Raw genomic sequence first — 12,997 nt, 5'->3', positions numbered from 1 at the left:
CTCTACATCCCTACCGTTGCCAGCAGGTGACCGATTTCCGTCCTGCCCAAGGCACGGATGGTGCCCTGCCGCTGGTCGTTCAGCCTGATCGGGCCCACCTGGGTGCGGACCAACCGCACCACCGGATGTCCAACGGCGTCGAAAAGCCGGCGCACAATCCTGTTCTTGCCCGAGTGCAGCACAACCTCCACCAAAACGTGTCCCGGGGTCGAATCCACCAAGCGGAACGAATCCACCTTGGCCACGCCGTCCTCGAGCTCAATGCCGTCCTTCATCTGGGCACCGATGCCGTGGGCCATCGGACCGCGCACCTGGACCAGGTACGTCTTGGGTACCTCGTAGGACGGGTGCGTCAGGCGGTTGGCCAGTTCGCCGTCGTTGGTCAGCAGCAGCAGACCCTCGGTGGCCTGGTCCAGCCGGCCCACGTGGAACAGGCGCTGGTCCTTGTTCTTCTTCAGGTAGTCGCTGACGCAGGGGCGGCCTTCCGGATCCTCCATGGTCGAGACAACACCCTTGGGCTTGTTGAAGACGTAGTAAACCAGCGACTCGTCGGTCTGGATCCGCATGCCGTCCAGATGGATCACGGCCGTGGCGGGGTCTACCCGCACACCAAGTTCGGTGACGACAACGCCGTCGACCTCCACGCGGCCGGCTTCAATCATGTCTTCGCAGACGCGGCGCGAGGCAACGCCGGCACCGGCGAGCACCTTCTGCAACCGCACGCCCTGCGGATCATGCTGATCGGAGGTCTCGCCGTGTCCGGTTCTGGGCGTCTTGGCCTTCTTCGGGCGGTTGCTCACCGGACCGAGGTTCTGACCGAAACGCTCCTTGCCGTACGGGCGCGGACCGGCGGAGGCGGCGTTGGGGCCGGGCTTGCGGCCGGCGGGGGCACCGGGCTTGCGGCCTGCGGCTGAGCCGGGCTTGGCGCCGGCGGACTGGCCGGGGCGCGGTTTGCCGGCCTGGGGTCCGTCCTGCGGCTTGCCGAAGGACTTCCCGGAGCGGCCCTTGCCGGCGCCGCCGGAGAAACCGCCACCGGGTTTGCCTGACTGCCGGGGGCCCTTGCCGCCGCCGCGTGGGTTGTTGCGGCCGGAACCGGATCGGGGCGCCTGTGTCATGGTCTGTCCTTAGAACTAGCGAGAGTCAGTCTTAGATATCGGAGTCGTCGATGTCTGCCAAATTTTCCAGCCCCGGCAGATGCGGTGCCAGTTTGGGCAGCTCGGAAACATTTCCTATACCCAATCTTTCCAGAAAATACGAGGTGGTCTTGTACAGGAGGCCTCCTGTCTCCGGATCCGTGCCCGCATCCTCAATCAGACCACGCTGGACGAGGGTCCGCACCACCGAGTCCACATTCACTCCGCGGATGGCCGAAACCCGGGCCCTGGACACCGGCTGGCGGTAGGCAATGACGGCCAGCGTCTCCAGCGCGGCCTGGGTCAAACGGGCAGTCTGTCCCTCCAGAATGAAGCCGGACACGATGTCGGCAAAATCACTGCGTGAGAAGATCCGCCAACCGCCGGCAATGCTGCGCAGTTCAAATCCCCGCGGTGCACCGTCCGGTGAGCCGCCGCCGTCGTAATCCCTTTGGAGCTCTTTCAGCAGCGTCCGGACGGCGGCTACCGGCAAACCCAGGGCGGTGGCGAGTTCGACGTCGGTGGCCGGCTCATCGATGACCATCAGTACCGCTTCGAGGGCGGCACGAGGTCCGCCGGGGAGGGCCTGGAGATCCGCGCCGGATTCGTCTGCAGCCAGGTGCGCGGCGTCGGCTCCGTCAGTCATCCTGCCCCTCCTCTCCGGCCTCGGCCGGCCCGGGTCCGTCCCCGGGGACGGCCGCGGGCATCGGCACATCTTCGTATTCCTCGCTGAGCCGTTCGGTACTCCAGTCCCTGTCGGGTCCGGTCCAGCGCACGCTCAGCTCCCCCAGCGGCGACGCCTGCTCAAAGGCGATGACCGTGTCGCGGAACATCTCCAGCAGGGCCAGGAAGCGCGCGACCACCACGGCGGTGTCGGCAGCATCCGCGGTCAGTGCCTGGAAGGACAGCGGCCCGCCATCTTGGAGACGGTCCGCGATGATGGCCGCCTGCTCCTTCACGCTGACGGCAGGAGCATGCAGGTGCGCCAGCCCCACCTCGGTGGGCTTCGGCGCTTTCGGCTCCAGTGCCTTGGCCGCAAGTTTGGCGAAATCCGCCAGCGACGTCCGCCAGATTAACTCCGGCAGCAGCGCGGCGAACTGCGGCTCCAGGCTGACCTGGCGCGGGTAGCGGGCGGCTTCTTCCTCAAGCCGGCGGCCCATCATCGCTGCGATCTGTTTGAATGCCTTGTACTGCAGCAGTCGCGCAAAGAGCAGGTCCCTGGCTTCGAGCAGGGCGATGTCCTCGTCATCTTCCACTTCGCCAGTGGGCAGCAACCGTGCTGCCTTGAGATCCAGCAAGGTCGCGCCGATGACGAGGAATTCGCTGGCTTCGTCCAGCGCCCAGTCCTGGCCGGAGTCCTGCAGGCGCCGGATGTAGGAAATGAACTCGTCCGTGACCCGGGCCAGTGCGACCTCGGTGATATCCATCTCATGTTTGGAAATGAGGCCCAACAGCAGGTCGAAAGGGCCGGTGAAATTGTCCAGCCGGACTTCGAAACCGGGGCGGCCCTCGGCCTGCGGTTCCGTCGGCGCTTCCGCCGCCGGTCCCGCATCAGTCATCAGGGTGCGCCGCCGCGGGCGATCAGCTCCCTGGCCAGCTGGCGGTAGGCCCCGGCCCCCGCGTGGTTACCGGCATAGGTGGTGATCGGCTCCGCGGCCACCGTGGCGTCGGCAAATTTGATGGTGCGCTTGATGACGGTCTCGAAGACCTTGTCGCCAAAGGCCTCCAGCAGCCGGCCGATAACTTCGCGACTATGCAGGGTGCGGGCGTCGTACATGGTGGCGAGCACGCCGTCGATCTGCAGGCGCGGGTTGAGCCGGTCCTGCACCTTCTCGATGGTCTCCACCAGCAGTGCCACAGCCCGCAGGGCGAAGAACTCGCAGATCAGCGGGATGATCACGCCGTGGGCAGCGGTAAGGGCGTTGACGGTGAGCAGGCCCAGCGAGGGCTGGCAGTCGATCAGGATGACGTCGTAATCGTCTTCGACCTTGCGCAGCGCCCGGTCCAGCACCTGTTCGCGGGCGACCTCGTTGACCAACTGGACTTCCGCCGCGGAGAGGTCGATGTTGGCCGGCAGGAGATCAATGTTTTCGAACTCGGTGCTCTGGATGGCCTCCTGGATGTCCGCCTTGCGGTCCATCAGGACGTTGTAAACCGTGAGGTCCAGTTCATGCGGATTGGTGCCCAGTCCTGCGGAAAGGGCTCCCTGGGGATCGAAATCCACCAGCAGGACACGCCTCCCGGCCTCGGCCAGCGCGGCACCCAGATTGATGGTCGACGTGGTCTTGCCGACGCCGCCCTTCTGGTTGACCATGGCAATGATCCGGGCGGGTCCGTGTGAAGTCAGCACGGACGGCTCGGGAAATTCAGTGAGCGGCCGGCCGGTGGGGCCCATGACCGCGTCTTCCGCTTCCTGCAGAGTCGTCGAACCCTGTTCGCTACTCACGTATCTATCCCAGCTTCCATCGTTTCGCGGCTGTTCTTCTTCCAGACAAGGTTACAGTCACGATGCTGTCATTTCCCGAATATGCCATGCGTCACCGGCGAGCCTTTAGCTTCAAGTAGAGGTCTAAGGTTTACACTCCCTGCTCCTTGTGGAATCGGCAGAATTTGCAGAAAGGGACCGATAAAACGCCGACGGCGACACGCGCCGGGAAGGCACGCACCGCCGTCGTGGTGGAACCGCGGGATCGCGGGCTCCGTGGGGCAGGACTACTACTGGCGGGAGGCGGCGAGCTCTGTGTCGCGTGCCGGTTCCGCTGCCTCGCGGACTCGTTCCGGAAGGTCCTCGGCGGTTTCTTCCGACACGTGGTCGGCATTCATCGTCGCTTCATCGAAGGGAAGCCGCCCGCCCAGGACTTCGTCCACGCGGGGACGGTCGATTTCCTTGGTCCACGTGCCGATCAGCACCGTAGCCACCGCGTTGCCGGTGAAATTGGTCAGGGCGCGGGCTTCGGACATGAAGCGGTCGATGCCGACGATGAGACCCACGCCGTCGACCAGGTCCGGCCGGTGGCTCTGCAGACCGCCGGCCAGGGTGGCGAGGCCGGCACCGGTGACACCGGCGGCACCCTTGGAGGCGATGATCATGAAGACCAGCAGCGAGATCTGCTCCCCGAGTTCAAGCGGCGTGCCCATTGCCGTAGCCACAAAGAGCGATGCCATGGTCAGGTAGATGGCGGTGCCGTCCAGGTTGAAGGAGTAGCCGGTCGGAACCGTCACGCCGACCACCGGCTTGGAAACGCCCAGGTGTTCCATCTTTGCGATCAGGCGGGGCAGCGCGGCCTCGGAAGACGAAGTGGAGAAGATCAGCAGGTACTCGCGGCCGAGGTACTTCATCAGCTTGAAGATATTGACCCCGGTGCAGAGCTTCAGGATCAGGCCCAGCACCACGGCAATGAAGAGGACACATGTGATGTAGAAGCCGATCATGAGGGTGGCCATGCTGATGATGGCCTGGACGCCGGTGGCGCCGACCACTGCAGCAATGGCGCCGAAGGCACCGACCGGAGCCAGCCACATGACCATGATGAGGATGCGGAACACGAGCGTCTGGATGTGTCCGATGCCGCGCAGGATCGGCTTGCCTGCCGGGCCCATCTTCTGCAGCGCGAAACCGACGATCAACGCGATGAACAGGGTCTGCAGGATGTTGCCTACCGTCAGCGAGGACAGCAGGGTCGTGGGGATGATCCCCAGCAGGAAGTCCACGGTGCCGTGGCTCTCGGTGGCTTCCACCTCGTAGCCGGTGCCCGAAATGTCCAGGCCCTCGCCCGGATGGATCAGGTTGCCGACAACCAGGCCGAGGCCCAAGGCAAAGGTGGACATGAGCATGAAGTAGCCCAACGCCATCCCGCCGACTTTGCCGACCGTAGCGGCTTTGGCGATCGAACCGACGCCGAGCACAATGGTGCAGAAGATGACCGGGGCGATCATCATCTTGATCAGCCCGATGAACGCGGTGCCGATGGGCTTGAGCGACTGGGCAAAGTCGGGGGCGACCAAACCGAGCACGGCACCGAGCACAACGGCTACGATTACCGCGATGTAGAGAAAGTGCGTTTTATCCTTCTTGTCCTTTTTGGGCTTTGGCTCAGTCTGGGGAACCTTCAGCGTCGATGCCATGGGTTGCTCCTTTTGGAAGGTGAGGTGCCGCCGGGGCTGGCGGAGCGTTCGAAACCATGTTGCCGGTCACAGTGACTCCCATCACCATTACGTTCATACTGTTCGCAGACCGAAAGGAAAACGCATGAAGAGCTGGAGCCTCGCGGCGCGGATATTCGCCGGCCAGCTCATTTTCCTGACGGTGCTGACGGCAGTGGTGGCCACGGTTTTGTTCCTCGACGCACGGGACCAGAATTACAGCCGCGCCGAACAGCGCATGCGGTCCGTCGCCGTGACCATCGCGGCCAGCCCCTTTGTCCTCGAAGCGGTCCAGTCGCCCAATCCGACCTCGGCCCTGCAGCCGTATGCACGCGACATCATGCACGATGCCTCGGTGGACTTCATCACGATCATGGCTCCCGACGGCACCCGCTTCACCCATCCGGATCCCGCCGAGATAGGCAGGACGTACATCGGCAGCACCGAGCAGGCGCTAAGAGGCGAGATCTGGACCGAAACCGTTGCCGGCACGCTGGGCCCGTCGGTCCGGGCGATTGTGCCGATCCAGGACGAGGAAGGCACCGTGCATGGGATGGTGGCCACCGGTGTCACGGTCACCAATGTCTCGGTGGCCATTGCTGCCCGGCTCCCCTTCGTGATCCTCACTGCCGTGGCCGTCATGGCGGCGTCGTCGGTGGCCTCCTGGCTCCTCAGCCGGTACCTGAACCGGGCCACCTTGGGCTGGGGCCCGGAGCAGCTGTCCAGAATTTTCATCTTCTACGATTCGGTCCTGCATTCGGTCCGCGAAGGCGTGGTCCTGGTCGATCCTGGCGGACAGCTGGTGCTCTACAACGACCAGGCGGCCCGGCTGCTGAACCTGCCGCCCAGGCCGCCGGGAGGCCCGGCCCTGGACATCGCCGCCCTGAAGATCCCGCAGCCGCTGAAAGAGCTGCTGCTCAGCGGCCGCGTTGCGCGCGAAGAGGTGCTTGTGACCGATGACCAGGTGCTGGTCGTCAGCCAGGACCCTGCCGTGCGCCCGCCGCAACGGACGCGAACCCCCGGTGCCGCGGCAGGAAGCCGTGCGGCAAAGCCGGCCGCACCGCTGGGAACCGTGGCAACCTTGCGCGACCGGACCGAGGTCCAGTCCTTGGCCGGCGAACTGGAATCCATGCACACCCTCGCCGACGCGCTCCGGGCCCAGACGCACGAGCACTCCAACAGGCTGCACACCATCGTGTCGCTGATCGAACTGGGCAGGGACAGCGATGCGATTGAGTTCGCGGCCCGCGACCTGCAGCAGTCGCAGCAGCTGACGGACAAGGTGGTCTCCGCCGTCGACGAACCCTTCATTTCGGCATTGCTGGTGGGTAAGGCAGCGCAGGCCAACGAGCGCGGCATCGAGCTCAACATCACGGCGGACACTGCCTTCGGCACCGAAACGGTGCCTGCCGGAGCCCGCGCCGGCCTCGATCCGGCCGCGCTCGTGACCATCGTGGGCAACCTGCTGGATAACGCCTTTGATGCCGTCTCAGGCTCGGAGCGCCGGGAAGTCTCGATAGACTTCCTCAGCACCGCCGAAGAATTATGGATCGAGGTTCATGACAGCGGGCCGGGGATTCCGGAATCGGAGCTGGAGAAGATTTTCAGCCTTGGCTTTAGCTCCAAGGCCGACGGCGGCAGGCGCCGCGGCGTGGGCCTGGCCTTGGTGCGCCAAGCCGTCAAGAGATTGGGCGGGCAACTGACCGTGGACAATGAGGATGGAGCCGTATTCACCGTGTCGCTGCCACTGCTTCCGGTCCAGCCGGCGGCCGCGGGAGAGGAAACCGGAGGCACCAATGCTTGATCCCATCCGCGTCCTCGTGGTTGAAGACGAATCCGTAGCAGCCGCCGCCCATGCGGAGTATGTCCGGCGGATCGACGGCTTCCAGCTCGCCGGTGTCGCACGCACGGGTTCCGAGGCCCTGGCGCTCCTGGGGCTGTCCCCCGGAAGGCAGCAGGAGTCCGCCGTCGCCGTCGATCTGGTGCTGCTGGACATGAACCTGCCGGATCTGCACGGTCTGGACATCCTGCGCAGAATCCGCGGTTCCGGCTTGCCGGTGGAAATCATCGCCGTGACCGCGGTCCGGGAGCTGCCGATTGTCCGCAAGGCCATTTCCTCCGGCATTGCGCAGTACCTGATCAAGCCGTTCACCTTCGCGGCGTTCAGCGACAAACTCCATCACTACCGGCAGTTCCGCGACAGCCTGGCCCAGCACGGCAGCGCCACCACCCAGGAGGCCGTGGACCGCGCCTTCGCCGCACTGCGCACCCCGGCCGCGGCTACCCTGCCCAAGGGTTTTTCCGAAGAGACCCTGCAAAGCGTCATCACGCTGCTGAAAAGCAGCCAGTCCCCCATCTCGGCGGTAGAAGTCACCGAACAGCTGGGCATGTCCCGGGTGACCGCCCGCCGGTACCTGGAGCACCTTGCCGAGCAGAACGCCGCTATCCGGTCTCCCCGCTACGGAACGCGGGGACGGCCGGAATTCGAGTACACCTGGCGCCGGGCCTGAGGCCGGCGAGCGCCGGGCTAGGACCGCAGCAGGCGCACGAGGTCGTCAATCACCAGCGGATCCTCGATGGTGGAAGGCACGGTGTATGCTTCGCCGTCGGCAATCTGCCGCATGGTCTTACGCAGGATCTTGCCTGACCGCGTCTTGGGCAGTGCGGACACGATGCGGATCTCCTTGAAATCCGCGACCGGCCCGATCTGCGAGCGCACCAGGTCCACCAGTTCCCGCTGAAGTTGGTCCTGCGCCATCTCGCTGCCGGCCTTGAGTACCACAAACCCGCTGGGACGCTGTCCCTTCAGGTCATCGGCAATACCGACGACGGCGCACTCGGCCACCACCGGATGCCGCGCGACCGCCTGTTCCATTGCCCCGGTGGACAGCCGGTGGCCGGAGACGTTGATGACGTCGTCGGTGCGGCCCATCACGAACAGATAGCCGTCCTCGTCCAGGTAGCCGGAGTCCCCCGTCGTGTAGTAGCCGTCGAAGATGTCCAGGTAGGACCGGATGTACCGCTCGTCGTTGCCCCACAACGTTGTAAGGGTCCCCGGCGGCAGCGGGAGCCGCAGCACGATGTTGCCTTCGGTACCGGGTGGCACCGGCTGCCCACCGGCGTCGACGATTTCCAAGCGGTATCCCGGCACCGGCACGGTGGGCGATCCGGCCTTGACCGGAAGCTGCTCCACGCCAAGCGGATTGGCGGCGATGGCCCAGCCGGTCTCCGTCTGCCACCAATGGTCGATGACCGGCACCTGCAAGGCAGCCGAAATCCACTCATAGGTCTCCGGATCCAGCCGCTCCCCCGCCGCAAACAGTGTCCGCAGGGAAGAGATGTCATAGTCCTTGACCAGCTCGGCCGCAGGGTCGGCCTTGCGGATGGCCCGCAGCGCAGTGGGGGCGGTAAAGAGAACATCCACACCATGGTCCTGCACCACACGCCAGAATGCGCCGGCATCCGGAGTCCCGACCGGCTTGCCCTCGTAGAGCACGGTGGTGGCCCCGGCGATCAGTGGCCCATAAACGATGTAGGAGTGCCCCACGACCCACCCGACGTCGGAAGCGGTCCACATGACATCGCCCGGGCCAACGTTGTAGATGTTCTTCATCGACCACGCCATCGCCACCGCATGGGAGCCGTTGTCCCGCACCACGCCCTTCGGGGCGCCGGTGGTACCGGAGGTATAGAGGATGTAGAGCGGGTCGGTCGCCTTGACGGACACCGGCCCGGCCGGCTCGGCTGTTGCTGCCAGTGCGTCCCAGTCCTGCCACACCGCGCCTACGGCCGCGAAGTCCTCGACGGTGTGTTGGAAACCCTCCCGCGCTTTAACAATCACATCGGGAACGGCGTGGCCTGCGAGCGCGATGGCTTCGGCGACCGCCGGCAGGTACTCGATCCGGCGCGACGGTTCGATTCCCCCGCTGGTGGTCACAATGGCGGAGGGGCGTGCATCATCTATCCGGGCGGCGAGTTCCTGTGCCGCAAAGCCGCCGAACACCACGGAATGGACCGCTCCGAGCCGGGCTACCGCCAACATGGCCACGGTGGCTTCGGGAATCATGGGCATGTAGATGATGACCCGGTCGCCCTGCCCGACACCCCTGTCTCGGAGTACCCCGGCGAAGCGCTCAACCTCGGACAGCAGTTCCTGGTAGGTGTACCTGCGCTGCAGCCCCAGCATCGCCGAATCGTAGATCAGTGCTGTATCCCCGCCGCGGCCGGCGGCAACATGGCGGTCCAAAGCGTTGACGCTGGTGTTGAGCTCACCGTCCGGAAACCAACGGTAGATCGGCGGGTTGCCGTCGTCGAGCGCCCGGGCAGGCGCCTGGTCCCACTGAATGGCCGAGGCTGCGTCGAGCCAGAACTTCTCCGGCTCATCGCAACTGGCCTCGTACATAGTGCGGTAGCTGTCCACGCTGATCCCTTTCGAAGCTTCAATGTGATGCTCGCCATACTATCGGCCAAAGTCTGTAGCAAACAAGAGTCCTGTATACATTTCTCGACCGATTTGCCGAAAAAGTCTCGTCAACCCTTGCTTCCTGCCCTGCTGTGTATACACTGGTGCTGTATTCAAATTCACCACGACCCTGCAGAACGGGAGGTGCCAATGCGTGCCAGCGAACGTGCCTATTGGGCCTTGCGGGAGGACATCGTCGAATGGCGGTTGCCGCCGGGTACCGTCCTCGGGGAAGTGGAACAGGCCGAGCGGCTGGGGGTTTCCCGCACTCCCCTGCGTGAAGCGCTCGGACGGCTGACTGCCGAAGGCCTGGCCGCCCCGCACAGCGGCCGCGGCGTCGTCGTCACGGCCATCTCGCTCGATACCGCTGCCGAACTCTTCGAACTGCGCACCGCGCTGGAGTGCCAGGCCGCGTCTCTGGCGGCACGGCGCGGGGATCCGGCAGTCTTCAAGCGCCTGCAGCAGGAGTTCGCCTCGGCAGCCCAGTTACTGCGCGGGGATGATCCTGCCCGCCATGACTACTACGCTCTCGTGGGCCGGCTGGACCGGGCCATCGATGAGGCCATCGGCAACGCCTACCTGCTGCAGGCGCTGAAGAACCTGCGGGTCCATCTGGTCCGGATCCGCCGCCTGGCCAAAGACAATCCCGAACGCCTGCTGGCAGCAGCCACGGAGCACGCCAACATCGCCGGGGCCATCGCCGCCGGGGACGGCCAGCTCGCCGCAGCGGCCACCGCAGTACACCTGCACCAAAGCCTTGAACATCTCAAAACCACCCAACCGTCAGCCGAGAGGACAGCCTCATGACCGTCAACCACAAAGTCCGCGTTTACCGCAGCGAAGAGAACCTTCCGCGGCAGGACCAGCTTGCCTACAAGATCGCCAAGGTCGCCGTCGACCCGGTGGAAGTCAGCGACGAGGTGACCGACATGGTCATCAACCGCATCATCGACAACGCCTCCGTGGCCGTTGCCTCGTTGAACCGCGGCCCGATCGTGGCCGCCCGTTCGCAGGCACTGAGCCACCCGGTCTCGGCGAACGGCAACGGGGCAGGAATCTACGGCGTGGCCGGCAAGACCTCGCCGGAGTGGGCTGCCTGGGCCAACGGTGTCGCCGTGCGCGAACTGGACTACCACGACACCTTCCTCGCCGCCGAATACTCCCACCCGGGCGACAACATTCCGCCCATTCTCGCCGTCGCGCAGCACACCGGCGCCAACGGACGCGACCTCGTGCGCGGGATCGCCACCGGCTACGAAATCCAGGTGGATCTGGTGAAGGCCATTTGCCTGCACAAGCACAAGATCGACCACGTCGCCCACCTCGGCCCGTCCGCCGCGGCCGGCATCGGCACCCTGCTGGGTCTCGACGTCGAAACCATCTTCCAGGCCGTGGGCCAGGCACTGCATACGACGACGGCGACCCGCCAGTCCCGCAAGGGCGAGATCTCCACGTGGAAGGCCCACGCACCGGCGTTCGCCGGCAAGATGGCCGTGGAAGCTGTTGACCGGGCCATGCGCGGCCAAACCTCGCCGGTGCCGATCTACGAAGGCGAAGACGGCGTCATCGCCTGGATGCTCGACGGACCCGAGGCCGCCTACGAGGTGCCGCTGCCCGCCGACGGCGAAGCCAAGCGTGCCATCCTCGACACCTATACCAAGGAGCACTCGGCCGAATACCAGGCCCAGGCCCTGATCGATCTGGCCCGCAAGCTGCACAGCGAGCACCCGGAAGCAACGGATCCGGCGAATGTGGACAAGATCGTCATCCATACCTCGCACCACACGCACTATGTCATTGGCTCCGGCGCGAACGACCCGCAGAAGTACGATCCGAAGGCCTCGCGGGAAACGCTGGACCACTCCATCCCGTACATCTTCACTGTCGCCCTGCAGGACGGAAAGTGGCACCACGTCGATTCCTACAGCCCGGAGCGTGCCGGACGTGCCGATACCGTGGACCTCTGGCACAAGGTGACCACCGAGGAAGACCAGGAATGGACCCGCCGCTACCATTCGCTGGACATCAGCGAAAAGGCCTTCGGCGGCCGCGTGGAGATCACGCTCAAGGACGGCAGCACCATTGTGGATGAGATTGCCGTTGCCGATGCCCACCCGCTGGGCGCCCGCCCGTTTGCCCGCGAGCAGTACATCAACAAACTGCGCACATTGGCTGCCGGCCAGAACGGCAACCGCCTGGTGGAGGAGGCCGAAATCGATAGGTTCCTCGCCGCCGTCGAACGTCTGCCCGAACTTGGCGCGGGCGAGCTGGACCAGCTCAACATCGCGGCCGCCGACGGCGTCATCGATCTAAGCGCCGGACCGAAGGGGATTTTCTAAATGCTGTACGCGAAAACCACCCCCGAGCAGAAGCGGGTAGCGCTGCGCGAAGGCCTGGCCTCGGGCACCATCCAGCAGTTTCCCGGCGCTTTCAACCCGCTGTCCGCACGGCTGATCGAGGAGAAGGGCTTCAACGGCGTCTACATTTCCGGCGCCGTTCTGGCCAATGACCTGGGCCTGCCCGATATCGGGCTGACCACACTGACCGAAGTGGCTACCCGGGCAGGACAGATCGCCCGGATGACCGAGCTGCCGGCGATCGTGGACGCCGACACCGGCTTCGGCGAGCCCATGAACGTGGCCCGCAGCATCCAGGAACTGGAAAACGCCGGGCTGGCCGGTTGCCACATCGAGGACCAGTTCAATCCGAAGCGCTGCGGCCACCTCGACGGCAAGAATGTAGTGGATCTGGAGACGGCCACCAAGCGCATCCGCGCTGCGGCCGATGCGCGCCGCGATCCGAACTTCCTGATCATGGCCCGGACCGATATCCGGGCCGTGGACGGCATCGAGGCAGCGCAGGACCGTGCCAAGGCCCTGGTGGATGCCGGTGCCGACGCCATCTTCCCCGAAGCGATGCGCAACCTCGAGGAGTTCCAGGCCATCCGCGACGCGGTGGACGTACCGGTGCTGGCAAACATGACCGAATTCGGCAAGAGCGAACTGTTCACCACCGAGCAACTAGCCTCTGCCGGCGTCAACATTGTCATCTATCCCGTCACTCTGCTGCGCAGCGCGATGGGCGCCACGGAACGCACCCTGGACACCATCAAGGCCAAGGGATCGCAGCAAACCGACGTGGAAAACATGCTGACCCGTGCACGTTTGTACGAATTGGTGGATTATGAAGCTTATAACCACTTCGACACTTCGGTCTTCAACTTCCAGGTACCCGGACAACACTGACGGCATCGCTGTCT

At 65.0% G+C, this 12,997-nt stretch carries 11 protein-coding genes; 5 read left to right on the top strand and 6 right to left on the bottom strand.

From position 1 onward, the window contains the following. Nucleotides 1–2 precede the first annotated feature (2 nt). The 5 genes from AC20117_RS17070 to AC20117_RS17050 form a co-directional block, all read right to left on the bottom strand. Entirely contained in the window at nucleotides 3–1,115 is a 1,113-nt protein-coding gene (locus AC20117_RS17070; protein ID WP_074702635.1) for a pseudouridine synthase, read from the bottom strand. 31 nt (nucleotides 1,116–1,146) lie between these two features. Further along, nucleotides 1,147–1,779, bottom strand: a complete 633-nt coding sequence (gene scpB / locus AC20117_RS17065; RefSeq protein WP_074702636.1) for an SMC-Scp complex subunit ScpB — start codon at nucleotides 1,777–1,779, stop codon at nucleotides 1,147–1,149. Then, the gene (locus tag AC20117_RS17060) at nucleotides 1,772–2,692 is read right to left on the bottom strand and encodes a segregation and condensation protein A (RefSeq protein WP_083339877.1); all 921 of its coding nucleotides are present in this window, start codon (nucleotides 2,690–2,692) and stop codon (nucleotides 1,772–1,774) included. Before AC20117_RS17060 ends, scpB begins: the two co-directional genes overlap by 8 nt. Next, a complete protein-coding gene (locus tag AC20117_RS17055; RefSeq protein ID WP_074702637.1) occupies nucleotides 2,692–3,579 on the bottom strand; it encodes a ParA family protein in 888 nt (295 codons plus the stop codon). The genes AC20117_RS17060 and AC20117_RS17055 overlap by 1 nt, the downstream gene beginning before the upstream one ends. A 269-nt stretch (nucleotides 3,580–3,848) precedes the next feature. After that, nucleotides 3,849–5,258, bottom strand: a complete 1,410-nt coding sequence (locus AC20117_RS17050) for a cation:dicarboxylate symporter family transporter (protein ID WP_074702638.1) — start codon at nucleotides 5,256–5,258, stop codon at nucleotides 3,849–3,851. A 124-nt stretch (nucleotides 5,259–5,382) separates the two neighbouring features. On the opposite strand from AC20117_RS17050, the gene AC20117_RS17045 reads away from it, so the two are divergent. Beyond that, nucleotides 5,383–7,080 carry a sensor histidine kinase gene (locus AC20117_RS17045; RefSeq protein WP_074702639.1) on the top strand — a complete coding sequence of 566 codons (1,698 nt, stop codon included), beginning with the start codon at nucleotides 5,383–5,385 and terminating at the stop codon, nucleotides 7,078–7,080. Then, nucleotides 7,073–7,786: a response regulator gene (locus AC20117_RS17040; RefSeq protein WP_074702640.1), complete on the top strand. Its 714-nt coding sequence runs from the start codon at nucleotides 7,073–7,075 to the stop codon at nucleotides 7,784–7,786. The genes AC20117_RS17045 and AC20117_RS17040 overlap by 8 nt, the downstream gene beginning before the upstream one ends. Before the next feature lie 17 nt (nucleotides 7,787–7,803). On the opposite strand, the gene AC20117_RS17035 is transcribed toward AC20117_RS17040, so the two are convergent. Then, nucleotides 7,804–9,702 carry a propionyl-CoA synthetase gene (locus tag AC20117_RS17035; RefSeq protein ID WP_074702641.1) on the bottom strand — a complete coding sequence of 633 codons (1,899 nt, stop codon included), beginning with the start codon at nucleotides 9,700–9,702 and terminating at the stop codon, nucleotides 7,804–7,806. Nucleotides 9,703–9,888: 186 nt separating this feature from the next. On the opposite strand from AC20117_RS17035, the gene AC20117_RS17030 reads away from it, so the two are divergent. The 3 genes from AC20117_RS17030 to prpB are packed head-to-tail and all read left to right on the top strand — an operon-like array spanning nucleotide 9,889 to nucleotide 12,983. Continuing rightward, nucleotides 9,889–10,545: a GntR family transcriptional regulator gene (locus AC20117_RS17030; protein ID WP_074702642.1), complete on the top strand. Its 657-nt coding sequence runs from the start codon at nucleotides 9,889–9,891 to the stop codon at nucleotides 10,543–10,545. Continuing rightward, nucleotides 10,542–12,077 carry an MmgE/PrpD family protein gene (locus AC20117_RS17025; RefSeq protein ID WP_074702643.1) on the top strand — a complete coding sequence of 512 codons (1,536 nt, stop codon included), beginning with the start codon at nucleotides 10,542–10,544 and terminating at the stop codon, nucleotides 12,075–12,077. The genes AC20117_RS17030 and AC20117_RS17025 overlap by 4 nt, the downstream gene beginning before the upstream one ends. Next, complete coding sequence (gene prpB, locus AC20117_RS17020; RefSeq protein WP_074702644.1) at nucleotides 12,078–12,983, top strand: methylisocitrate lyase; 906 nt, start codon at nucleotides 12,078–12,080, stop codon at nucleotides 12,981–12,983. Nucleotides 12,984–12,997 lie beyond the last annotated feature (14 nt).

It is taken from the genome of Arthrobacter crystallopoietes, assembly GCF_002849715.1.
GTDB lineage: Bacteria > Actinomycetota > Actinomycetes > Actinomycetales > Micrococcaceae > Crystallibacter > Crystallibacter crystallopoietes.
Note: the sequence above shows the minus strand (reverse complement) of the source record. Positions and strands in the feature narration are given on the sequence as shown.